Source organism: Streptomyces sp. NPDC053076, from assembly GCF_044546845.1.
GTDB lineage: Bacteria > Actinomycetota > Actinomycetes > Streptomycetales > Streptomycetaceae > Streptomyces.
Genome location: NZ_JBITZL010000009.1, coordinates 41,588 through 64,692 on the forward strand (window position 1 = coordinate 41,588; position 23,105 = coordinate 64,692).

Annotated in this window: 19 protein-coding genes; 8 read left to right on the top strand and 11 right to left on the bottom strand. The window is 72.4% G+C overall.

Annotation, left to right across the window (positions count from 1 at the left end):
• Positions 1-183: 183 nt before the first annotated feature.
• The gene (locus ACIGYR_RS31035) at positions 184-1,695 is read left to right on the top strand and encodes a CehA/McbA family metallohydrolase (RefSeq protein WP_399606272.1); all 1,512 of its coding nucleotides are present in this window, start codon (positions 184-186) and stop codon (positions 1,693-1,695) included.
• A 467-nt stretch (positions 1,696-2,162) separates the two neighbouring features.
• Positions 2,163-2,558: a nitroreductase/quinone reductase family protein gene (locus ACIGYR_RS31040; protein ID WP_399606270.1), complete on the top strand. Its 396-nt coding sequence runs from the start codon at positions 2,163-2,165 to the stop codon at positions 2,556-2,558.
• Positions 2,559-2,602: 44 nt separating this feature from the next.
• Here ACIGYR_RS31040 and ACIGYR_RS31045 read toward each other — a convergent pair whose 3' ends face one another.
• From ACIGYR_RS31045 to ACIGYR_RS31070, 6 genes are all read right to left on the bottom strand, one after another.
• A complete protein-coding gene (locus tag ACIGYR_RS31045) occupies positions 2,603-4,054 on the bottom strand; it encodes an aldehyde dehydrogenase family protein (RefSeq protein WP_399606266.1) in 1,452 nt (483 codons plus the stop codon).
• Complete coding sequence (locus ACIGYR_RS31050; RefSeq protein WP_399606263.1) at positions 4,051-5,781, bottom strand: amidohydrolase family protein; 1,731 nt, start codon at positions 5,779-5,781, stop codon at positions 4,051-4,053. Before ACIGYR_RS31050 ends, ACIGYR_RS31045 begins: the two co-directional genes overlap by 4 nt.
• Before the next feature lie 119 nt (positions 5,782-5,900).
• Positions 5,901-7,019 carry an LLM class flavin-dependent oxidoreductase gene (locus tag ACIGYR_RS31055; RefSeq protein ID WP_391846778.1) on the bottom strand — a complete coding sequence of 373 codons (1,119 nt, stop codon included), beginning with the start codon at positions 7,017-7,019 and terminating at the stop codon, positions 5,901-5,903.
• Between the two features lie 99 nt (positions 7,020-7,118).
• Entirely contained in the window at positions 7,119-7,889 is a 771-nt protein-coding gene (locus ACIGYR_RS31060; protein WP_391846776.1) for an SDR family NAD(P)-dependent oxidoreductase, read from the bottom strand.
• A gap of 9 nt (positions 7,890-7,898) precedes the next feature.
• Complete coding sequence (locus ACIGYR_RS31065) at positions 7,899-8,816, bottom strand: TIGR03619 family F420-dependent LLM class oxidoreductase (protein WP_399606379.1); 918 nt, start codon at positions 8,814-8,816, stop codon at positions 7,899-7,901.
• A gap of 5 nt (positions 8,817-8,821) precedes the next feature.
• Positions 8,822-10,054, bottom strand: a complete 1,233-nt coding sequence (locus ACIGYR_RS31070) for an amidohydrolase family protein (protein ID WP_399606260.1) — start codon at positions 10,052-10,054, stop codon at positions 8,822-8,824.
• 179 nt (positions 10,055-10,233) lie between these two features.
• Here ACIGYR_RS31070 and ACIGYR_RS31075 point away from each other — a divergent pair, with 179 nt between their 5' ends.
• On the top strand, positions 10,234-13,197 hold the full coding sequence (locus ACIGYR_RS31075; protein WP_399606257.1) for an AfsR/SARP family transcriptional regulator: 2,964 nt from the start codon (positions 10,234-10,236) through the stop codon (positions 13,195-13,197).
• 202 nt (positions 13,198-13,399) lie between these two features.
• On the top strand, positions 13,400-13,585 hold the full coding sequence (locus ACIGYR_RS31080; RefSeq protein ID WP_391846770.1) for a hypothetical protein: 186 nt from the start codon (positions 13,400-13,402) through the stop codon (positions 13,583-13,585).
• A gap of 88 nt (positions 13,586-13,673) precedes the next feature.
• Here the strand turns inward: ACIGYR_RS31080 and ACIGYR_RS31085 are convergent, their stop codons facing one another.
• Entirely contained in the window at positions 13,674-15,281 is a 1,608-nt protein-coding gene (locus ACIGYR_RS31085) for a FadD3 family acyl-CoA ligase (RefSeq protein WP_399606376.1), read from the bottom strand.
• Positions 15,282-15,373: 92 nt separating this feature from the next.
• On the opposite strand from ACIGYR_RS31085, the gene ACIGYR_RS31090 reads away from it, so the two are divergent.
• From ACIGYR_RS31090 to ACIGYR_RS31100, 3 genes are read left to right on the top strand one after another with little or no spacing between them, the layout of a single operon-like run.
• On the top strand, positions 15,374-16,528 hold the full coding sequence (locus ACIGYR_RS31090; protein WP_399606254.1) for a lipid-transfer protein: 1,155 nt from the start codon (positions 15,374-15,376) through the stop codon (positions 16,526-16,528).
• Between the two features lie 5 nt (positions 16,529-16,533).
• A complete protein-coding gene (locus tag ACIGYR_RS31095) occupies positions 16,534-16,941 on the top strand; it encodes a Zn-ribbon domain-containing OB-fold protein (protein ID WP_399606252.1) in 408 nt (135 codons plus the stop codon).
• Positions 16,938-17,711, top strand: a complete 774-nt coding sequence (locus tag ACIGYR_RS31100; protein ID WP_399606249.1) for an enoyl-CoA hydratase/isomerase family protein — start codon at positions 16,938-16,940, stop codon at positions 17,709-17,711. The genes ACIGYR_RS31095 and ACIGYR_RS31100 overlap by 4 nt, the downstream gene beginning before the upstream one ends.
• On the opposite strand, the gene ACIGYR_RS31105 is transcribed toward ACIGYR_RS31100, so the two are convergent.
• The 3 genes from ACIGYR_RS31105 to ACIGYR_RS31115 all read right to left on the bottom strand — a co-directional run bounded on the left by ACIGYR_RS31105 (position 17,708) and on the right by ACIGYR_RS31115 (position 21,789).
• Positions 17,708-18,379 (bottom strand): hypothetical protein, encoded by a 672-nt coding sequence (locus tag ACIGYR_RS31105; RefSeq protein WP_399606247.1) that lies wholly within the window; start codon positions 18,377-18,379, stop codon positions 17,708-17,710. The genes ACIGYR_RS31100 and ACIGYR_RS31105 overlap by 4 nt on opposite strands.
• Positions 18,380-18,512: 133 nt before the next feature.
• Positions 18,513-20,876, bottom strand: a complete 2,364-nt coding sequence (locus ACIGYR_RS31110) for a PQQ-binding-like beta-propeller repeat protein (protein ID WP_399606244.1) — start codon at positions 20,874-20,876, stop codon at positions 18,513-18,515.
• Between the two features lie 178 nt (positions 20,877-21,054).
• The gene (locus ACIGYR_RS31115; RefSeq protein WP_399606241.1) at positions 21,055-21,789 is read right to left on the bottom strand and encodes a VOC family protein; all 735 of its coding nucleotides are present in this window, start codon (positions 21,787-21,789) and stop codon (positions 21,055-21,057) included.
• Between the two features lie 134 nt (positions 21,790-21,923).
• Here ACIGYR_RS31115 and ACIGYR_RS31120 point away from each other — a divergent pair, with 134 nt between their 5' ends.
• A complete protein-coding gene (locus ACIGYR_RS31120) occupies positions 21,924-22,559 on the top strand; it encodes a TetR family transcriptional regulator (protein ID WP_391846949.1) in 636 nt (211 codons plus the stop codon).
• A gap of 74 nt (positions 22,560-22,633) precedes the next feature.
• Here ACIGYR_RS31120 and ACIGYR_RS31125 read toward each other — a convergent pair whose 3' ends face one another.
• A complete protein-coding gene (locus tag ACIGYR_RS31125; protein ID WP_391846757.1) occupies positions 22,634-23,086 on the bottom strand; it encodes an Lrp/AsnC family transcriptional regulator in 453 nt (150 codons plus the stop codon).
• Between the last annotated feature and the right edge of the window lie 19 nt (positions 23,087-23,105).

Below are 23,105 nucleotides of genomic sequence, written 5' to 3' on the forward strand. Positions count from 1 at the left end.
CCGGGATCCGGGCCTGAAGTCCATACCGACCGGTCGGCATAGACGACGGTGGGTACCACCGGCGTACCGCCTCGCGCCGGCCCTCCGGCCGCGACCGCACGAAGTCCGCCTTCCCAGGGCTCGATACCCGCCGATTTCCTTTCCTTCCACACGAGTTCACACCCGTGGGGAACGCTCACCGGCATGTGCGATGACGACGCAAGGCTCGGAAGACGTGCACTGATCGTGACGGGCACCGCGGCCGCGCTTACGTTGAGAAGCGTGACCTTCGCGAGAGGGGCGGACGACATGCGCGACGACGAGACCCGTACGGTACGCGGCACCCTGCCGCCCGGCTCGCCCGACTTCGTCTACGTCCCGGTCGAAGTACCCGAAGGGACCAGGGAGATCAGAGCCTCCTACACCTACGACCGCCCGGCCGTTCCCTCCGGCACCCCCGGCAACGCCCTGGACATCGGCCTCTTCGACGAGCGGGGGACCGAGCTGGGCGGAAGCGGCTTCCGCGGGTGGTCCGGCGGGGCCCGGACGGAGCTCTACGTCCGGGCCGACGACGCCACCCCCGGCTACCTCCCCGGGACGATCAACCCGGGCACCTGGCAGATCGCCCTCGGGCCCTACACCGTCGCCCCGCAGGGACTGGCGTACGAGCTCACGATCACTCTCTCCTACGGCGAGCAGGCCCCGGTCCCCGACCCCGCGTACCCCCCGCAGCGGGCCAAGGGCCGCGGCCGGGCCTGGTACCGCGGTGACTGCCACCTGCACTCCTGGCACTCCGACGGCCGCCGCACCCCCGCCGAGATCGCCGCGCTCGCCCGCGCCGCCGGCCTGGACTTCATCAACAGCTCCGACCACAACACGCATTCCGCGCACCCCCACTGGGCGGACACCGCGGGCGACGACCTGCTGGTGATGCTGGGCGAGGAAATCACCACCCGCAACGGGCACGTCGTGGCGCTCGGCACGGACCCCGGCACCTTCGTCGACTGGCGCTACCGGGCCCGCGACAACCGCTTCGGCCGGTTCGCCCGCCGGATCCGCAGGTCCGGCGGCCTGGTCGTGCCCGCCCACCCGCACGCCACCTGCGTCGGTTGCGGCTGGAAGTTCGGCTTCGGCGAGGCGGACGCCATCGAGGTGTGGAACGGCCCCTACACGCCCGACGACGAGGTGGCGCTGGCCGACTGGGACAACATGCTGGTGGCGTCCGTGCGGGACGGCCGGGCCTGGATCCCGGCGATGGGCAACAGCGACGCGCACCGGGACCCCGACCCGGTCGGCTCGCCGCAGACGGTGGTCCTCGCCGACGACCTGACCCGGGAGGCGATCCAGGAGGGCATCAGGGCGGGGCGCAGTTACGTCGCCGAGTCGAAGAACGTCTCGCTGGCCTTCACCGCGTCCGGCGGCCGGGGCGAACACGCGGGGATCGGCGAGCGGCTGGCCGTGCCGCTCGACACCCCGGTGACGGTCCGTCTGGAGGCCACCGGCGCCCCGCGCTGCTCGGTCCGTCTCGTCACCGACCAGGGCGTTCTGTTCACCAGCGACCCGCTGCCGGTGTCCGGCTCGGGGGTGGTGGAGTGGCGCACGACCCCGGCGTACGCGGCATACGTCCGCGCCGAACTCCGGCACGAGACGGCGGCGGGACCGCTGCCGGGGGCGCTGGCCGCGTTCACCAACCCGATCTTCCTCGGACGCCGCTGACGGCGGCCGCAGCCGGGTTGTGCGGCGCCTGCCTGCCGCACGCTGTCCGGGCTGCCCGTCTCCCGGCGGGTGGCCCGGCGCAGCGCGACGATACCGGCGACCGCGTCCAGCCGGCGGGCGGCGCGGCTCTCGGCCTCCGGCGCGGTCGCGGTCCGTTGGCGTCCCCCGGCGCGTCCGGGGTGGGGCAGCGGGCGGGGTCGATCGCGCCGGCTCCGTGTCCCGCCCGGTCCAACTCCTTCGCCTGCCCGGACATCCGGGACCTGACCGTGCAGCCGTCCGAAGACGCGCCCGTCAGGCTTCCCCATTGTGCTGGATCATGGCCGCGAGGGAGGCTGACACACGGCGGCCGCCGGGCCGTCGACGCATCGCACGCCGTGCACGGGGCCGCCACGCCCGCCACGCGTCCCGCTCCGCCGGTGCGCGGGGAAGGTCCGTGGGGCCCCGAGAGAGCAGGAGAACCCGAGGACATGTCAGCCCGCGCAGGCCGCAAGCACCGCCTCGTCACCCTCTTCCAGCGCCACGTCGCCAACCCGCTCAACCGGCGCCTGCCGTTCCAGACCCTGCTGGAGACCACTGGCCGGAAGTCCGGACTGGCCCGGCAGACCCCGGTCGGCGGGCGCCTGGTCGGGAACTCGTTCTGGCTGGTCTCCGAGTTCGGCCTCACGTCGCAGTACGTGCGCAACATCCAGGCCGAACCCGCGGTCCGGGTCCGCCTCGCCGGCCGCTGGCACCACGGCACCGCCCATCTCCTGCCCGAGGACGACCCCGTGGCCCGGCTGCGCGCCCTGCCCCGCTTCAACAGCGCGGCGGTACGGGCGTTCGGCACGGACCTGCTGACGGTACGGGTCGACCTGGTGGACTGAGGGCCGGGCTCGGCGGGCCGCCGGCGTCCGCCGAGCCCGGGCCGTCAGCCCGGCCACACGAGGGCCTGCACCTCGCTGTACGCGTGCAGGGCGTACACGCCGACGTCCCGGCCGACCCCGCTGTTCTTGAAGCCGCCGAACGGGGCCTCCATGTTGCGGGCGACGGTGTTGATGCCCACACCCCCCGCCCGCAGCCGCCGCGCCACCCGGAAGGCCCGGGCCACGTCACCGGACCACACGTAGTCGATGAGGCCGTAGTCGGAGTCGTTGGCGAGGGCCACCCCTTCGTCCTCGTCGTCGAACGGGATCACCACCACCACCGGCCCGAAGATCTCCTCCCGCGCCACCCGCATGTCGTTGGTGCACCCGGCGAGAAGTGTCGGCGCGACGTAGAACCCCCGTTCCAGCGACGGCCGTTCGCCGCCCGCCACCAGGACCGCTCCCTCCTTCCGCCCGAGTTCGACGTACGACTCCACTCGTGCCCGGTGCTCCGCCGAGATCACCGGCCCCACGACGGTGTCCGCGGACCGCGGGTCTCCTACCGTCAGCCGCTCCGCGTACGCGCCGAGTCGTTCGACCAGTCGTTCGTACACCCCGCGCTGGGCCAGCACCCGTGTCGGTGCCGTGCAGATCTGCCCGCTGTAGAAGGAGAAGGTGGTGCCGATGCCGGCGACGGCCGAGGCGAGGTCCGCGTCGTCGAAGACGAGCGCGGCGCCCTTCCCGCCCAGCTCCATCAGCTGGCGTTTCATGTCCCGCCCGCACACCTCGGCGATGCGCCGTCCCACGGCCGTGGACCCGGTGAAGCTGACCATGTCGACGTCGTCGGACGCCACCACCGCCTCGCCCACCGAGACGTCCCGTCCGGAGACGACGTTCACCACGCCGGGCGGCACCCCGGCGTCCGCCAGCGCCTCGGCCATCCGGTACACGGACAGCGGATCCTGCGGGGCGGGTTTCACCACCACCGTGTTGCCCATGGCCAGCGCCGGGGCGATCTTTCCGGCCGGGTTGGCCCACGGGTTGTTGTACGAGGTGATACAGGTGACGACCCCGACGGGCTGCCGTACCGCGAGCGCCCCGATCACCCCGGCCCCGCCCATGGGTCCGGCCTCGTTGATCTGGGGGGCGACGGCCCATTCGGCGGGTTCCACGCTCGCGTACCGGCGGAAGCGGGCGGCGGCCACCCCGACCTGCATCGCGCGGGCGGTCCCGGTGGTCGCCCCGGTCTCGGCCCGGGCCAGTTCGGCGTACGGCGGCAGCCGGTTCCGGATGATCCCGGCGGCCCGGCCCAGCAGCGCCGCCCGCTCCCCGGGCCCGGTCCGCGACCAGGCCCCGAACGCCTCCCGGGCCGCCGCGCAGGCCGCCCGCGCCTGTTCCGGCGTGGCCTGCGGCGCCCAGCCGACGGTCTCCTCGGTGGCCGGGTCGGTCACCGGGTAGTACCCCCCTTCCGGCGCCACCCACTCCCCGCCGACGAACAGCGGCTGCCCCTCGCTCACCGCGTGCTCACCGTCCGCGTGTCCCGCCCGGACCGCAGCACCCGGCCCGGCACGGCCCCGGTCACCACGTCGTCGCGGATCGCCGCCACACCGTTGACCCACACGGCCCGCACCCCGATCGCCCGCGAGTCCAGCCGCGGGCTGTCCCCCGGCAGGTCGTGCACCAGACGGGCCCGGCCGGCGTCGATCCGCTCCGGGTCGAACAGCACCAGGTCGGCATGCCAGCCCTCGGTCACCCGGCCCCGCTCCCGCAGCCCGAAGAGCCGGGCCGGATCGTCGGTCAGCATCCGCACCGCCCGCTCCAGACCGACCAGCTGCCGGCCGCGCAGACAGTCCCCGAGGAACCGGGTGGTGTACGGCGCCCCGCACATCCGGTCCAGGTGGGCGCCCGCGTCCGAGCCGCCGAGCAGGACGTCCTCGTGCTGCCAGGTCTCGGCGCGCAGCGCCCAGGAGGCCGGGTCGTTGTCGCTCGGCATGGGCCACAGCACGGTACGCAGCTCGTCGTTCGTGCAGATTTCCACCAGGCAGGCGAAGGGGTCCTGTCCGCGCTCGGCGGCGATGTCCCGCACCACCCGGCCGGTGAGTCCCCGGTTGGCCTCGCTGTAGGTGTCCCCGACGACGTACCGCCCGAAGTCCGCGAGCCGCCGGAACACCCCGGCCTCCTTCGACCGGGCCTGCCGCAGCATCTCCCGGCGGACGGCCGGATCGCTCAGCCGGGCGATGCGCTCGGGCACGGGCAGCCCGAGGACCGGCCCCCACCCCGGTATCAGGTTGAGGGCGCAGAACGTCCCCAGGGACATGTTCATCGGGGTGAGGATCGGCATGGTGAGCGCCACGACCCTGCCACCGGCCTTACGGGCCCGCTCGCTCGCGCTCAGCTGCCGGGGCACCCGCTCCGGTACGGCCGCGTCGACGGTGAGCACGTTCCAGTTCAGCGGCCGCCCGGCGGCGGCGCTCAGCTCCACCAGCAGATCGATCTCGTCGTCGCTGAACTGGTCGAGGCAGCCGGCGACGATCGCCTCCAGCTGTGTCCCCTCGTGCTCCCCGACGGCCCGCGCCAGCGCCACCAGCTCCGCCGGCCGCGCGTGCCGGGAGGCGACCGGCCGGCCGTCTCCGTCGGAGTGCGTACGGGACTGGGTGGTGGACAGCCCCCAGGCACCGGCGTCCATGGCCTCGTGCAGCAGCCGGAGCATGCCCGCGAGCTGCTCCTCGGTGGGCTGTCCGCCGACGGCCCCGGGGCCCATCACATACCGCCGCAGCGCGCAGTGCCCCACCATGAAGCCCGCGTTGACGGCGATCCGTCCTTCGAGGGCGTCCAGGTACTCCCCGAAGCCGCTCCAGCTCCAGGGCGCCCCCTGTTCCAGGGACACCAGGGACATCCCCTCCACCTTGGACATCATCCGCCGGGTGTAGTCGGCGTCCTCGGGCCGCTCGGGGTTGAGGGGCGCGAGGGTGAAGCCGCAGTTGCCGGCGGCGACGGTCGTCACCCCGTGGTTGAGGGAGGGGGTGGCGTACGGGTCCCAGAAGAGCTGGGCGTCGTAGTGGGTGTGGGGGTCGACGAAGCCGGGGGTGAGGACGAGACCGTGCGCGTCCTCGGTGGCGCGAGCGGCTTCGGTGATCTTCCCGATGGCGGCGATGCGGCCGTCCCGTATGCCGACGTCGGCGGTGCGGGAGGGTGCGCCCGTGCCGTCGACGACGGTGGCGCCCTTGATGAGGTGATCGAGCATGAGGCCCCCTTCTCAACTCCGGCGAGAGGTCCGACGTGACGGGGCGCGGGCGGTGCCGCCCCGCGGCTGAGCCGCGCGGGCGCGAGGGACCACCACGCGCCCGCACCAGCGGGCGGCGCTCACACAGCCGCCCGGAACCGCGAGGTCCGGTGCACCGGATCCGTGTCGATCTTCGGAATCACGTGCTCGCCGATGAGCCGGATGGTCTGCAGGGTCTGCTCCTTCGGGACCCCCACCGGCAGCCCGAAGCTCAGCTGGTCCGCCCCGGCCTGCTCCCACCGCTTGCACTGCCGCAGCACCTCGTCCGGGTCCCCGCAGATCAGCAGCTCCTCCTCGATCAGCAGCTCCACGAACTCCGGGGTGTACTCGGGCAGCGTCTCCGGCCACACCGGGAAGCCCTCGGGCCGCGGGAAGGTGTCGTGGTACCGGAAGACCAGCGAGGGCAGGTAGTGCAGCCCGCCGTGCACGGCGATGTCGATGGCCTCGGCGTGCGTCGGCGCGCAGATGGCCGTGGTCGTGACCATCACGTTGTCGTTGACGAAGTCCCCCACCGGCTCGGCGTTCACGACCGCCGTCTTGTACTGCTCCAGCACCCACTCCATGTCGGAGACCTTCTGGACGCTGAACCCGAGCACGCCGAGCCCCTTCTTCGCGGCCATGGCGTAGGACGGGGGGGACCCGGCCGCGTACCACATCGCCGGATGCGACTTCCCGTACGGCTTCGGCAGGACCTTTCGGGGCGGCAGCTGCCAGTGCTTGCCCTGGAAGCCGGCGTACTCGTCCTGGAGCCACATCTTCGGGAACTCGGCGATCGTCTCCTCCCAGATCTCCTTCGTGTGGTTCATGTCGGTGATGCCGGGCAGGAAGCCGAGGATCTCGTGCGACCCGGCGCCGCGCCCGCTGCCGAACTCGAAGCGCCCCTCGCTGAGGTGGTCCAGCATGGCGACCTTCTCGGCCACCTTCACCGGGTGGTTGACCTGGGCCAGCGGGTTGAAGATCCCGGAACCCAGGTGGATCCGCCCGGTCGCGTGGGCGAGGTAGCCGAGGAAGACGTCGTTGGCGGACAGGTGCGAGTACTCCTCCAGGAAGTGGTGCTCGGAGGCCCAGGCGTACTTGAAGCCGGACGCGTCCGCCTGGATGACGTACTCGGTCTCCTCCATCAGCGCCTTGTGCTCGGCCAGCGGGTCGGTCTCGGCACGCTTTCCCACGTATCCCTGTACGAAGAGCCCGAATTCCACGGCGGTTCACCGTCCCCAAGTTTTTCTGACGATCCGTCAGTTCTAGTTGTCGGCCGACTGTGGCACCGGCCATCGCGGCCGTCAATAGCTGACGGTCCGTCAGATAATGCTGACCCCGGCCAGCCACCCGCCGTCGATCACGAACGGCTGCCCGGTGATGTACGAGGAGTCGTCCGAGGTGAGGAAGAGGGCGAGCCTCGCCACCTCCTCCGGCTGTCCGACCCGGCCGAGCGGCACGAGCTTGCGGTACAGCTCGTCCAGGGCCCGGCCCATCTCCTCCGGGTCGGCGTCCGGGTCCAGCCGGGCCGGGTTCGACATCGCGGTGTCGATGGCGCCCGGACAGATGGCGTTGACCCGGATCCCGCGGCCCGCCAGCTCCAGCGCGGCCACCCGGGTCAGCCCGAGCACCGCGTGCTTGGTGGCGGCGTACGTCCCGACGGCCGCCATGCCGGTCAGCGCCGTGTAGGAGGCGGTGTTCACGATCGTGCCGCCGTCCGTCAGCTCCGGCGCGACGGTCCTCATGCCCAGGAAACAGCCGACCTGGTTGACCTGCACGACCCGCATGAACTCGTCCAGCGGGGTGTCCACCAGGGAGTTGAAGCGCAGGATGCCCGCGTTGTTGACCAGCCCGTCGATGCGCCCGTACGCCTCCTTGACGATCCCGACGGCCTCCCGCCAACCGTCCTCGGTGCCCACGTCCAGATGGACGTACAGGGCGCCGATCTCCTTCGCGAGCGCCTCCCCCTGGTCGTCCAGCACATCGGCGACGACGACCCGTGCGCCCTCCGCCCGGAACAGCCGCGCCTCCTGCTCGCCCTGCCCGCGCGCCGCCCCGGTGACGACGACGACCCGCCCGTCCAGCTTGCCCATACCGCCTCCTCAGTCCAGCCGGGGCGCGACCTCCACCCCGAACACACCGATCTGGTCGATCAGTTCGGCCCGGCTCCGGCTGCGGAACCGCACCTGGATCTGGTCCACGCCCAGCGCCCGGTACGCGCGCAGCGACTCGGCGACCTCCTCCGGCGCCCCGGCGACCGTGCGCCGCCCGACGTCCCAGCCGGGCCGGCCGACGTACAGCGGCTCGGCGATGGCGCCGACGGTGTACGGCCCGTCGAGCCCGGCCTCCGCGCGCAGCCGCCGGATCCGGGTGATCTTCTCCGCCAGCCGGTCCCGGGGATCTCCCTGCGGCAGCCAGCCCTCGCCCTTCAGCGCGGCCCGGCGGACGGCGGCGGGCGAGGACCCGCCGACCCACACGGGGACGTGCGGCTGGGCGGGACGGGGCCGCTGGCCGAGCCCGGCGAAGTCGTAGTGCTTCCCGTGGTGCTCGGGGAACTCCTCGGGCCCGAGGGCGGCCCGCAGCGCGTCGATCACTTCGTCGAGGACGGCCCCGCGCCGCTCGAAGTCCACGCGGAGCGCCTCGAACTCCTCCCGGACGTGCCCGGCCCCGACCCCGAGGATCAGCCGCCCGCCGGAGAGGTGGTCGACGGTGGCGTACTGCTTGGCGGTCAGCAGGGGATGGCGCAGCCCGACGACGGCCACGTGACTGAGCAGCCGTATCCGCCCGGTGACGGCGGCGAGGTGGGCCAGGGTGGCCACGGGGTCGTACCAGACCGTGCTCATGGCCGCGGCGAGGCGGCGCGGGACGGCGATGTGATCGCAGCAGGCGAGGTACGCGAACCCCGCGGCGTCCGCCGCCCTGGCGACGGCGACCAGGTCCTCCGGCCCCGCCCCGGCCTCCCACGGCTCGGTGTAGAGGGTGCTCTGGGACTGGACGGGCAGCTGGATGCCGTACGCCAGGGAGCTCACCGCCACAGCCCTTGCGGTGTGAGCCCCAGCAGGTCGATGGCGTTGCCGCGGACGATCCGCTCGACCACGTCGGCCGGCAGGTGCCCCATCTGTGCCTCGCCGACCTCGCGGGACTTGGGCCAGGTGGAGTCGGAGTGCGGGTAGTCGGTCTCGTACAGGACGTTGCCGACACCGATGGCGTCCAGGTTCCTGAGCCCGAAGGCGTCGTCGAAGAAGCAGCCGTAGACGTGTCCGGCGAACAGTTCCGACGGTGGCCGGCTCACCTTGTCGGCGACCCCGCCCCATCCGCGGTTCTCCTCCCACACCACGTCCGCGCGCTCGAGGATGTACGGGATCCACCCGATCTGCCCCTCCGCGTACATGACCCTCAGGTTCGGGAAGCGCTCGAACTTGCCGCTCATCAGCCAGTCGACCATCGAGAAGCAGCAGTTGGCGAAGGTGATGGTGGAGCCGACGGCGGGTGGGGCGTCGGCGGAGGTGGAGGGCATCCGGCTGCTGGAGCCGATGTGCATGGCGACGACCGTCCCGGTCTCGTGGCAGGCCGCGAGGAAGGGGTCCCAGTCGTCGGTGTGCACGGACGGCAGCCCGAGGTGCGGGGGTATCTCGGAGAAGGCGACGGCCCGGACGCCTCGCGCGGCGTTCCGCCGGACCTCCGCCGCCGCGAGCTCGGCGTCCCACAGGGGTATGAGGGTGAGCGGTATGAGCCGCCCGTGCGCCTCGGGCCCGCACCACTCCTCGACCATCCAGTCGTTGTAGGCACGGACACAGAGCAGGGCGAGGTCCTTGTCGGCGGCCTCGGTGAAGGTCTGCCCGCAGAAGCGGGGGAAGGTCGGGAAGCACAGGGCCGACTGGACGTGGTTGACGTCCATGTCGGCGAGCCGGGCGGACACGTCGTACGACCCGGGCCGCATCTGCTCGTAGGTGATGACTTCGAGCTTCACCTCGTCCCTGGCGCAGCCGACGGCCGTGTCGAGGCGGGTGAGCGGCCGGCGCAGGTCCCCGTACACCCACCAGTCGCCGAGCGGGCCGTCCGTGCCGCCCGGGTCGCCCATGACGGGCCTGAACCGCCCGCCGAGGAAGGTCATCTCCTGCACCGGCGCGCGCACGATCCGGGGCCCGACGTCCCGGTACTTCGTCGGCAGCCGGTCCTGCCACACCCCGGCGGGCTCAACGGTGTGGTCGTCGACGGAGATGATCCGCGGGAACTGTGTGGTCTCCATGCCGTTCACGGTAGCGCCGATCTGACGGTCCGTCAGCTCCGCTGACGGGCAACCGGGATGCGAAGACCGTGTGAGAGCCTTGTGGACCACGGCTCCCGCCCTGTGATCGGCGTCTCGCACGGCTGACGCAACCGCCCCGAACAAGGCAAACTGACGGGGTTGTTCGTGATGCCGAGGGGGACGAACGCATGGACGGTGGGCCGCGAGTACCCGAGCAGCGGCGTGCCGGCTCCGGGGCCACCGCGGAGTCCGGCCCGCTGCGCTTCGGCGTGCTCGGTCCGGTACGGGCCTGGCGCGGCGAGGAGACGCTCAGCACGGGCTCCCCCCAGCAGCGCGCCCTGCTGGCCGCCCTGCTGCTGCGGGAGGGCCGTACGGCCACGGCGGCGGAGCTGATCGACGCGCTGTGGGGGTCCGAGCCGCCGCCCCAGGCGCTGGCGGCGGTCCGCACGTACGCGTCCCGGCTCCGGAAGATCCTCGACTCCGGAGTCCTGGTCAGCGAGTCCGGTGGCTACGCGGTGCGCTCGCCGGGTGAGGGCGCGCTGGACCTGGCGGTCGCGCAGGACCTGGCGGCGGACGCGGAGAAGGCGCGGGGCACCGGCGACCTGAGCCGGGCCCGTTCGCTGCTCAACGAGGCCCTCGCCCTCTGGGACGGGGAGCCCCTGGCCGGCGTCCCCGGCCCGTACGCCGAGGGCCAGCGGGCCCGCCTGGAGGAATGGCGCCTCGGCCTCCTGGAGTCCCGTCTCGACCTGGACCTGGAACAGGGCTGCCACGCGCAGGCGGTCTCGGAACTGACGGCCCTGACGGCGGCACATCCGCTGCGGGAGCGGCTGCGCGAACTCCTGATGCTGGCGCTGTACCGCAGCGGCCGGCAGGCGGAGGCACTGGCGGTGTACGCCGACACCCGCCGTCTGCTGGCCGAGGAGCTGGGGGTCGATCCCCGGCCGGGCCTCCGCGAACTCCAGCAGCGCATCCTCCAGGCGGACCCGGCCCTGGCGGAACCCTCGGCACCGGTGGCGGAGCCGGCGATCGCCCCCGTCCGCCCGGCGCAGCTCCCCGCCTCCGTACCGGACTTCACCGGCCGCTCCTCCTTCGTGGCCGAGCTGAGCGACGTGCTGTCCTCCGCGTCCGAGGCGGAGGGCCGGGTGATGGCGGTGTCGGCACTGGCCGGGATCGGCGGCGTGGGCAAGACGACCCTGGCGGTCCACGTGGCCCACCGGGCCCGCCCCGCGTTCCCCGACGGCCAGCTGTACGTGGACCTCCAGGGCACGGGCCCGCGCCCGGCGGAACCGGAGACGGTGCTGGGCTCGTTCCTGCGCGCTCTGGGCACGGCGGACTCGGCGATCCCCGACTCCCTGGAGGAGCGGGCGGCCCTGTACCGCTCGGTCCTGGACGGCCGCCGGGTCCTGGTCCTGCTGGACAACGCGAAGGACGCGGCCCAGGTACGCCCGCTGCTGCCCGGCACGGAGGGCTGCGCGGCCCTGGTCACCTCCCGGGTGCGCATGCTCGACCTGGCCGGGGCGCATCTGGTCGACCTGGACGTCATGTCCCCGGAGGAGGCCCTCGCCCTGTTCACGAAGATCGTGGGCGAGGAGCGGGTGGCGTCGGAACGGGAGGCGGCCCTGGACGTCGTCGCGGCCTGCGGCTTCCTCCCCCTGGCGATCCGCATCGCCGCGTCCCGCCTGGCGGCCCGGCGCACCTGGACGGTGTCGGTGCTGGCGGTGAAGCTCGCCGACGAGCGGCGCCGGCTGGACGAACTCCAGGCCGGGGACCTGGCGGTGAAGGCGACCTTCGAACTGGGCTACGGCCAACTGGAGCCGTCCCAGGCCCGGGCCTTCCGCCTGCTGGGCCTGGCCGACGGCCCCGACATGTCCCTGGCCGCGGCAGCCGCGGTCCTGGACCTCCCCGCGGAGGAGACGGAGGACCTGCTGGAGTCCCTGGTGGACACGTCGCTGCTGGAGTCGGCGGCGCCCGGCCGGTACCGGTTCCACGATCTGGTACGGCTCTACGCCCGCGCCTGCGCGGAACGGGACGAGCAGCCGCCCGGTGAGCGGGGCGCGGCGATGTCCCGGTTGCTGGACTTCTATCTGGCTACGGCGGCGGCCGTCTACGCCATCGAGCGGCCCGGAGACCGCACGGTCGTCCACTTGGCGCCGACGTCGTACAAGGGCCTGTCCTTCCCGGGGCGGACGGAAGCCCTCGACTGGCTCTTCGCGGAGGCGCAGTGTCTCCTGGCCTGTGCCAGGCAGCAGACCGCCGGCAGCGGGCTCGGCCGGGCCGTCGATCTCCTGTGGGCCGCGAAGGACCTGGCGGAGTCAGGAGCGAACGCCAAGCAGTACGAGACGGCGGCGAGGGCCCTGCGGGATGCCGCGCGGGCGGACGGCGACGTCCGAGCGGAGAGCCGTGCCCGGACGGCGCTTTCCAACGTCCACCTCGCCGCCGGACGCTACTCGGAGGCGGACGAGGAAGCTCGCTGCGCCGTCGCACTCGCCTCCGCGGCGGGAGACGCCGCCCCGATCAGCTGGGCCTCCACCGACCGGGGCATCATCGCCCTCAGCCAAGGCCGCTACGAGGAGGCGGAGAAGTTCCTCACCACGGCGAAGGACGGATACCGAGCGGACGGCAACATGCCCGGTGAGGCCAACTCGCTGTGCAATCTGTCGCGACTCTACGAACGTATGAACCGCCCCTCGGAAGCGGTCAGTCTGGCCCAGCAGGGTGTCACCATCTTCCAGCAGCTCGGTATGACGCTGCGCCTGGCGAACGGCCGCTACGCGCTGGGTGTCGCGTTGATCCGCGCCGGACGCCACTCCGAGGGCCTGGTCCAGCTGACCGACGCCCTGGAGATGTTCCGGGGCAACAGGCAACGGCTGTGGGAGGGGACGACCCACTTCCGCATCGCCCAGCTGCACCTGACCGCCCGGCGCGAGGCTCAGGCGGCGCAGCACGCCGAACAGGCCCTGGCCATCGGATTCATCGGTGGCGATCTGATCCGAGGCAGCGTGCTGAACACGCTGGGCAAGAGCCTCGACGCTCTCGGCCAGTCCGACCGAGCACGGGCGTGCTGGCAGGAGGCTCTCCTGCTGCTGGAACAATCGGGTGCTCCGGAAGCATCCGAGGTACGTTGCCTGTTGACGCCGAGGAAGGCGCCCTGATCCGGCCGTCGGCGGCGTTCATCGAACGTTTATGACCGCCTGGCACAGTCAATGCCAGGGGCTGACGCATCGGGGAATGTCAGCCCCGCACCGAGCCCACGGGGGGTGGGCTCCTGGCATGCGCCTCTGTCCGGCGATACTCGGGGGAGTCGCCGGACAGAGGCACCTGACTCACCTGAACACCACTCCCAGGGGAAGCATCATGAGCAGCAGCGAGAAGCAGCCGACTGACGTCACCACCATGGAGAACCACGCTCCCGTGCCGCCGGCTCTGAGCGAGATCACGAAGCAGGACACCCAGACGTCCGCGCTTTCGGGCGATGAGCAGATCATCACGCTCGAGAACCACGCGCCCGCTCCGCCCGCCCTGGATCTGCACGGCAAGTAGCCAGAGCCACGACGGGGGATCGGCCGCGGCGGCGCGGAGGGGAAGCCGCCGCGGCCGATGCGTTCCTACGCACCCACCGCCCCGTCCCTCACCCTCGTCCCTGCCCCGTCTCCCGCAGAACGCCCTTCACCACCTTGCCGCTCGCGTTGCGGGGTAGCTCGTCCGTGAAGTTCACCGTTCTGGGCACCTTGTAGTTCGCCATCTCCCGGCGGGACCAGGCGATCAGGTCGTCTCCCGTGAGGACCGAGCCCGGCCTGCGTACCACGAACGCCTTGCCGACCTCGCCCAGGCGGGGGTCCGGTACGCCGATGACCGCCGCGTCCGTGACGTCGGGGTGGGTGAGGAGGAGCTGCTCTATCTCCGCCGGGTAGGCGTTGAAGCCGCCGACGATGAACATGTCCTTGAGGCGGTCCGTGATGCGGAGGTTGCCCGCCTCGTCCAGTACGCCCACGTCGCCCGTGCTCAGCCAGCCGTCGCGGGAGATCGTCTCGGCGGTCGCCCCGGGGTCCTCGTAGTAGCCCCGCATGACGTTGAAGCCCCGCACCCGTACCTCCCCCGGCGCGCCGGGGGGCAGCGGTGCCCCGCAGGGGTCCGTCACGCGCACCTGCGTGCCGGGGATCGGCCGGCCGGAGGTGGAGGAGATCACCGAGGGGTCGTCGCCGCGTCGGCACATCGTGACGATGCCGGACGCCTCCGAGAGACCGTAGGCCGTGAGAACCGTGGCCACGCCCAGTTCGCCGCGCAGGCGCTCCACCAGGCGGAGCGGGACCACGGCCGCGCCCGTCACCACCAGCCGCAACGCCGAGAGGTCGTGGGCGTCGCGCGCCGGATGGTCCAGCAGCTGCTGGTGCAGGGTCGGTGGCCCCGGCAGGACCGAGATCCGTTCCGCCGCCATGTTCGCCAGGACGGTGTCCACGTTGAACACCGGCTGCGGGATCATCGTCGCCCCGCGCATCAGGCAGGCGATCACCCCGGCCTTGTAGCCGAAGGTGTGGAAGAAGGGGTTGACGATCAGGTAGCGGTCCGTGTGGTCCAGGCCCGCCAGATCCGCCCAGATCTCGTAGGCGCGCAGGGTCTGGCCGTGCGTGATCATCGCCCCCTTGGGGCGGCCCGTCGTACCCGAGGTGTAGGTGATGTCCGAGAGGGATGTGCCGTTCAGCTTCCGTGTGCGGCCGCGTACGTCGGCCTCCGACAGCCTCTCCCCGCCCGCCAGGAAGTCCTTCCATGTGCGGAAGTCCGTGGGCGCGTCCTCCGACAGGACCACCACCTGCTCCAGTTCCGGCAGGCCCGGCAGCGGGGCCCGGCCGTCCGGTACGCCCTCGCCGGCCGCCCGGCGCAGGGAGGCCACGTACGACGTGCCCAGGAAGGTTCCCGTCACGAACAGCAACCGGGCCCCGCTGCGGCGCAGTACGTCCGCCGCCTCCGCCCCCTTGAAGCGGGTGTTCAGCGGGACGAGGACCGCGCCCGCCGTCACCGCGCCGAGGGCCGCGACGATCCAGTCCGGGGAGTTGGGGGCCCAGACCGCGACTCGGTCGCCCACCTGAACCCCGCAGGCCAGGCAGGCCGCCGCCGCGCGGTCGACGCGGGCGCCCAGTTCGGCGTACGTGATTCTCGTCCGGCCGTCCACCACGGCCTCCGCGTCCGCGTACCGCTCCGCCGCCGACCGCACCAGTTCCGGGATGGTGTCCCACTCGATCACGGCCCAGCCTCCACCGATGAGCAGCCGGTTGCTGACTACCCGTCAGATTAGCGGTAATCTGACGACCTGTCAGGAGAGGGGGCCGCACCATGCCGGGACCAGGGATCAAGGACGCCACCGCCATCGTGGGGATCGGGCAGACCGCCTTCGCCAAGCACCTCGCCGAGGACGAGAAGACACTCGCCTGCCGGGCCGTGCTCGCCGCGCTGGACGACGCGGGGATCGCGCCGGGAGAGGTCGACGCTCTCGCCTCCTACACCATGGAGGAGACCGATGAGGTGGAGCTGGCGAAGGCCGTCGGGTTCGGGGATCTGACCTTCTTCAGCAAGGTGGGCTACGGGGGTGGCGGGTCCTGCGCCACCGTCGCGCATCTCGCCGCCGCCATCGCCGCCGGGCAGGCCACCGTGGGGGTCGCCTGGCGCTCCCGGAAACGGGGCAGTGGGACTCGGCCGTGGACCAACACCGCGGTGCAGCTGCCGACTCCGGGCCAGTGGACCCGGCCCTTCGGGCTGCTCCGGCCCGCCGACGAGATCGCCGTGCTGACGCGGCGGTACATGCACGAGTACGGCGTCACCCGGGACCACCTGTTCAACGTCGCCCTCGCCTGCCGCAACCGGGCCAATCAGAATCCGGCGGCCGTCATGTACGACCGGCCGCTCACCCGCGAGATGTACATGTCCTCCCGGTGGATCAGCGAGCCGCTGTGCCTCTACGACAACTGCCTGGAGACGGACGGGGCCCTCGCGTGCGTGATCGTCGGCCGGGAGCGGGCCCGGGACTGCGCCGAAAGACCCGTGTACGTCCACTCCGCCGCCCAGGGGCTGCCCGCCCAGCACCACGGCATGGTCAACTACTGGAACGACGACCCGCTCACCGGTCCCGCCTGGACCGCCGCCCGGCACCTGTGGAAACACGCCGACCTCACGCCGGAGGACGTCGACGTAGCGCAGGTCTACGACGCCTTCACCGCCCTGATACCGCTGTCCCTGGAGGGCTACGGCTTCTGCGCGCGGGGGGAAGGCGGCGCCTTCACCGAACAGGGCGCCCTGGAGATCGGCGGCCGGCTGCCGGTCAACACCGGTGGGGGCGGGCTCAGCGAGGCGTACGTGCACGGCTTCAACCTCGTCAACGAAGGGGTGAAGCAGCTGCGGGGCACCAGTACCGCGCAGGTCCCGGGGGCCACCACCTGTCTGGTCACGGCCGGGGAGGGTGTGCCCACCTCCGCCCTTCTGCTGAGGAGCTGACCGTCATGCTGAGTCCCGTCACCGACACCGACGGCGCGCCCTTCTGGGAGTTCGCGGCCCGTGGCGAGCTGCGCGTCCAGGCGTGCGGCGACTGCGGTGAGCCGCGCTTCCCGCCCCGGCCCTGCTGCCCGCACTGCCAGTCCTTCGCGAGCGAGTGGCGGGCGGTGCCGGGGCGCGGGCGGATCTGGTCCTACGTCGTGCCGCATCCGCCGCTGCTGCCCGACTACGCGGAACAGGCGCCGTACAACGTGGTCGTGGTGGAGCTGGAGGAGGTTCCGCGGATACGGCTCGTGGGGAACGTGGTCGCGCACGCCGGGGCGCCGCTGGACTCCGTCGATCCGGCGCGGCTGCGGATCGGGGCCCGGGTGCGGGTGGTCTTCTCCGGCGGGCTGCCGCAGTGGGTGCTCGCGTGACCACCGTCCGCCTGGCGGTCGACGAGGACACCGGCGTCGCCGTCGTCACACTGGACCGGCCCGAGCGGCTGAACGCCATCGACCTGGAGATGGTGCGGGAACTGGGCGAGATGTGGCGGCAGTTGCGGTTCCACGACGCCGTACGGGCCGTCGTGCTCACCGGGAGCGGGGGGCGGGCGTTCTGTACGGGCATCGACCGGGACACCGTCGTACCGCAGCCGTCGTCGCCGTACATGCAGGACGATCCGCTGCTGGGCGTCGGGCCGAAGGCGAACGGCCTGTGGAAACCGGTCGTCGCGGCGGTGCAGGGGATGGCCTGCGGGGGCGCCTTCTATCTGCTGGGCGAGTGCGAGTTCGTGGTGGCCGACCCGACGGCCGTGTTCTTCGATCCGCACACGACGTACGGCATGGTCAGCGCCTACGAGTCCGTGCTCATGGCCGAGCGGATGCCGTACGGGGAGGTCGCACGGATGATGCTCATGGGCACGGCCGAGCGTGTCTCCGCGCGGCGGGCCCACGAGGTGGGGCTGGTCTCCGAAATCACACAGGAGGGTGGGGCCCTGGCGGGCGCCGTGCGCTGCGCCGCTGTGCTCGCCGGGTATCCGCCACAGGGGGTACAGGGGACCGTCCGCGCGCTGTGGGCGGCCAGGGAGGCGGCGCGCGCGCAGGCGTTCGCGCAGGCGCCGCATCTCATCGCCCTCGGCAATCTGCCGGCCGGGCGGCAGGCGGAGCTGTTCGCCGGCCGACGGCGGGAGTTCCGGGTGCGTTAGCTCCTGAGCTGGGCCTCCTCGTCCGCCTCGCAGTGGTCGACGGATTTCAGGTACTGCTCGCGCAGCGGCACCCGTGCGGTCGCCCTGCCGTGCGCGGGGACGGAGACCTCCGGGGATTCCGCGCTCCAGAGATAGCTGTCGTCGGCGTCGAGGAAGGTGACCCAGGCCGTGAACTTCTCCGTGCGGCTGTTCGGGTTGCCGATCTCGACCGTGGCGTACGGCCGCTTCTCGGTCGCGCAGCCGACCAGTTTCACCGTGCCGTCCTCCGGCGCCCTGGTGCTGCCGCTGCCGGAGGGTGTGGAGGTGGGCCGGTGCGTGCGCCGGTAGGAGCTGCCGCCCGTGGTGCTGCCGCCGGAGCTGTCGTCGTCCGAGCCATAGGAGGGGTCGTACGTGGACCCGCCCGAGGAGTCGTACGTGGACCCGCCCGAGGAGTCGTACGTGGACCCGCCCGAGGAGCCGCCCGAGGAGTCGTAGTACCCGCCGGACGAGCCGCCGGACGTGGAGGATGACGAACTGTCGTGGTCCTGGTGCGAGCTGCTGCACCCGCCCCCGCCACCACTCCCTCCGCCGCCGTGATGCCGCCCCTTCGAGAAGCCGGTCAGGCTGAGCACCACCAGGGTCAGTACGGCCGTGAACTTGAGCGAGCGCTTCCGTGTGGGCGTGTACATGCCAGCACCTTATTCCGTCGTCGGCCGGGGCCCGCACCGCATGGCGGACGCCGTGTGCCCCGGGTGGCGTCAGCCGGGGACGGCCGCCGTCCGGAGCCCTTCCGTGCGAACCCGGTACGACGGCCGTCACGCACTACGCGGTCCGCGCGGTTCCCGTGCCCTTCTCCGCGTCCAGCGCGTACACGCACCGGTCCTTGCTGCACGCGTACACCACACCGTCCTTGACCACCGGGGAGCCGGTGATCTCGCCGCCCGTGGCGAGCTTCCAGCGCAGCCGGCCGTCGTCGGCCTTCAGGGTGTAGAGGAGATGGTCGGTGGAGCCGAAGTGGATGCGGCCCTCCGCCACGGCGGGCGCGCCCACCACGTCACCGCCCGCCTGGAAGCGCCACTTGGGCGTGCCGGTGACCGCGTCCAGGGTGTAGAGGCCCTTGCCGCTGCCGACGTGGACGTGCCCGGCGGCCACCAGGACGGGTTCGACGGAGGAACGGGCCTCGGTGGCGATGCGCCAGCGGTCTCGGCCGTCGGCGGCGTCCAGGGCGTAGACCGTGCCGAGGTAGTCGGCGAGATAGACACCGCCACCGGTGACGGCCGGGCCCGGGGCGAAGGCCGGCGGGCACAGGAAGACCGCCGGGGCCTCGAAGTGCCAGCGGACCATGCCGCTCACCGCGTCGATGGCGAGGACACGGGTGCCCGCGGAGACGTAGACGCAGCCGTCGGAGGCCGGGGTCAGGCGGACCGGGACACCGCCGCAGGAAGCCGCGTCACCGATGGGGTACGACCAGCGCTCCTCACCGGTGCGGGCCTCCAGGGCACGCAGCCGGGCGTCCTGCCAGACGTAGACGATGCCGTCGTGCACGGCGGGACCCGCCTCCGGGGACTCGAAGTCGGTCTGGCAGCCGGTGATCTCCCACAGCTTCTGCCCGTTGGCCGCCTCCCACGCCTGGACGCCGCCGCCGCGGGTGCCGGTGACGACGGTGCCGCGGTCGGCCACGAGCGAGTACACCCAGGCGTCCGTGGACAGCCGCCACAGATCGGCGCCCTCGCGGGCCTCCAGGGCGAACAGGGTGGGGCCGTCGGAGGCGTGGATACGGCCGTCCGCCACGGCCATCGACCAGGCGACGTCCCTCGTCTTGAAGCGGCGGCGGCCGGTGGCCACGTCCAGGGCGTGCACCTCGAAGGAGGTGACGTAGACCAGGTCGCCGTCCACGGACGGGGTGCCCCACACGTCGTTGGACATGCGGAACCGCCAGGGGCGCCAGCCCGCCGCCGTCTCCGGCGGCGCGGGCGGTACCGGCGGCACGGCGGGGTCGGCGCCGGCCAGGCCGGGCCGGGGCCGGGACCAGCTGGCCACCAGACCGGCCTCGGGCGGGGGCGCCTTGACGGCGGCCGCACGGGCGTCGGCGACCCGGGGGCCGGGGCCGATGGGCACCTGGGCGCCGGCCAGCCGGACCGGGCCGGTGTCGGGGGCGCCGACCGGGACGGACACGGGCCTGGAGGGCGGGACCGGGGGGTCGTACGGCGGGGGCGGGGGTACCGCCTGCCGGCCGCCGCTGCGCGGGCCGCCGGCCGGGGCCGGGGCCGGGGCGGGCTTGGCGGCGGGGCGTCCGCCGCGGCGCGACTCGATGAGGCCGACGGCCTTCTCGGGCAGCCAGGCGGAGGCGGTACCGCTGTCGTCGGAGCCGGAGCCGAACAGGTGCGGGGCGAGCTGCGCCTGGAGGTCGGCCGGGGAGGGGCGGCCCGATGCCTCCATCTGCATGCAGACCTCGATGAGCGGGCGCAGTTCCTCGGGGAGACCGGTGAGGTCGGGCCCCTCGCGCAGCAGCATGAAGACGGTCTCGACCGGGTTGGCGCCGTGGAAGGGCGGGTGACCGGTGGCCGCGAAGACCAGCATGGAGCCGAGGGAGAAGACATCGCTGGCGCCGGTGACGCTGCGGGAGTCCTTGGCCTGCTCGGGGGACATGTAGGCGGGGGTGCCCACGGCGACGTTCGTCATCGTCAGGCGGGTGTTGGAGACACCGGAGGCGATACCGAAGTCGATCACCCGGGGGCCGTCCTCGACCACGAGCACGTTGGACGGCTTCAGGTCACGGTGGACCAGCCCCGCGCCGTGGATGGACTGGAGCGCCTCGGCCACGCCCGCCGCGAGCCAGCGCACGGCCTGCGCCGGGAGCGGCCCGCACTCGTTCACTATCTCTTCCAGCGAGGGCGCGGGGACGTAGGCGGTGGCCAGCCAGGGCACGGCGGCGCGCGGGTCGGCGTCGACCACGGCCGCGGTGTAGAAGCCGGAGACCGCGCGGGCCGCCTCCACCTCGCGGGTGAAGCGGACCCGGAAGAGCTGGTCCTCGGCCAGTTCGGTGCGCACCGTCTTGATCGCCACACGCCGGCCGGACGCCGAACGCGCGAGATAGACCAGCCCCATGCCACCGGCCCCCAGCCGGCCCAGCACCTCGAACGGCCCGATCCGCCGCGGATCGTGCTGCGTCAGCTGATCCACCACTTGCCTGCCACCTCCCCGTACGCACCGCGCCGCCCACGTGTGGACGCGGCCGAAGTGCAGCGTCTCACCACCGCACCGCCATGGCGGCACGCACCCCGATTCTTCCTGGCCGGGCGGCCGGTTGCGAACCCGGTGACAATCGGGGTGTCTCGTGCCGAATCATTTCAAAGCAGACGTATCAGCGTTGCAGTAGCGCGAACGACGCCCCCTGATTGTCGGTGACGATGGCCACTCGTCCGTACGACGCCTCGAAGGGTGGCACCTGCAGCCGCCCGCCGATCCGCTGGACGGCCCCGAGGGCCTCGTCCAGGTCCGTGACCCGGAAGTGGGTGACGAAGTGCGGGGGCATCTCGGCCGGGAACATCTCGGTGACGTCCGCGCGGCCGAAGTCGGGCTCGGCGTCGGCGCCGAACAGGGCGTCGCGGAAGAGGCCCCCGTAGAAGACGTTGGCCGCCGCGGTGTCCCGCGTGTACAGCTGGGCCCAGGCGAAGGTGTTCGGCTCGTGCCGCCGCCCGAAGCCGGGGTGGCTGCCGGGCTGCCACAGCCCGAACACCGCGCCCTCGGGGTCGGTGGCCAGGGCGGCGATGCCGAGGTCACCGACCGGGAAGGGAGCCGTCACCACCCGCCCGCCGGCCGCCGTGATCCGCCGGCCGAGGGCCTCGGCGTCCGAGGTCGCGAAGGAGACCGTCCAGACGGTGGGCATCCGGCCGTCCGTCTTGGGGGCCAGGGAGGCGACGCGGTCGCCGTCCAGCCGGGCCCAGACGGAGGAGCCGTACGACTCCTCGAAGGTCCACCCGAAAAGCTCACCGTAGAACCGCTTGCCCGCCTCGACGTCGGGCAGCTGGGCGTCCACCCAGCAGGGGACGCCCTCCCCGTATGTCTCTTCGTTCGCGGATGCCCTGTTTTCGGCCATGCCGTCAAAGTAACCGGGTCGCGCGCACCCCGCAGACCAGGCACACCACCCCCGATACCCCCGTGCACCCCATTTGCAGTCGGCCGAATCGCGCTCCGATCACCCCTCGGTAAGCTGACGGCATGACAGGACAAGTGCGTACCGTCGACGGCCGCGTGGCCGGCCGGCGTGGGCAGGCGACCCGGCAGAAGCTGCTCGACTGCCTCAGCGAGATGCTCAGCTCCTCCCCTTACCGGGACGTCAAGGTCATCGATGTCGCCCGGAAGGCGGGCACTTCGCCCGCCACCTTCTACCAGTACTTCCCGGACGTCGAGGGCGCCGTCCTGGAGATCGCCGAGCAGATGGCGGCCGAGGGCGCGGGGTTGACCGAGCTCCTCGAAGGACGCACCTGGACCGGCAAGTCGGGCTGGCAGACCGCCCAGGAACTCGTCGACGGGTTCCTGGAGTTCTGGCGCCGGAACGACGCCATTCTGCGCGTGGTCGACCTGGGAGCGGCCGAGGGGGACAAGCGCTTCTACAAGATCCGGATGAAGATCCTGAACTCGGTCAACAACTCCCTCTCGGACTCCATCGCGCAGCTCCAGTCCAAGGGCCGCGTCGACAAGGACGTGAACCCGGCGGCGGTGGCCGGTTCGCTGGTCGCGATGCTCGCCGCGGTGGCGTCCCACCAGAAGGGCTTCTCGTCCTGGGGTGTGAAGCAGGCCGAACTCAAGCCCAATCTGGCCCTGTTGGTGCACCTCGGCGTGACGGGCAAGAGACCGTCCAAGTAGGCACGCGTTCTTTTGCCGGGGTCCAAGTCCTGTCTGTCGGGCGGTGGTTCACATGGTGAACCACCGCCCGCCGTCTACGCCGGCAGCGGCCGGTCCCGCACCACGTGCTTCATCACCAGCGTCGACGTCAGCCGCTGCACCCCCGGCAGGGTCGCCAGCCGCTCGTCGTACAGCCGCTGGAAGGCGGCCAGGTCGGCGGTGGCCACCCGGAGCAGATAGTCCGGCTCGCCGAACAGCCGCTGCGCGTCCAGTACATGCTCCAGCCCACTGACCGCCCGCTCGAACTCGGCGACCGTGTCCCGGTCCTCCTGGCGCATGGACACGAAGACCAGCGCCTCGAAGTTCAGCCCGAGCGACGGCGGGTCCACCACCGCGCGGTACCCCTGGATGGCGCCGGACCGCTCCAGCTCACGCAGCCGCCGGTGGCAGGGCGAGACACTGAGCCGCACCCGGGCGGCCAGCTCGGTCACGGTCAGCCGCCCGTCCTGCTGTAGCTCGGCAAGGATTTTCCGGTCCACGTCGTCCATGAAGAAGATACTTGCTCAG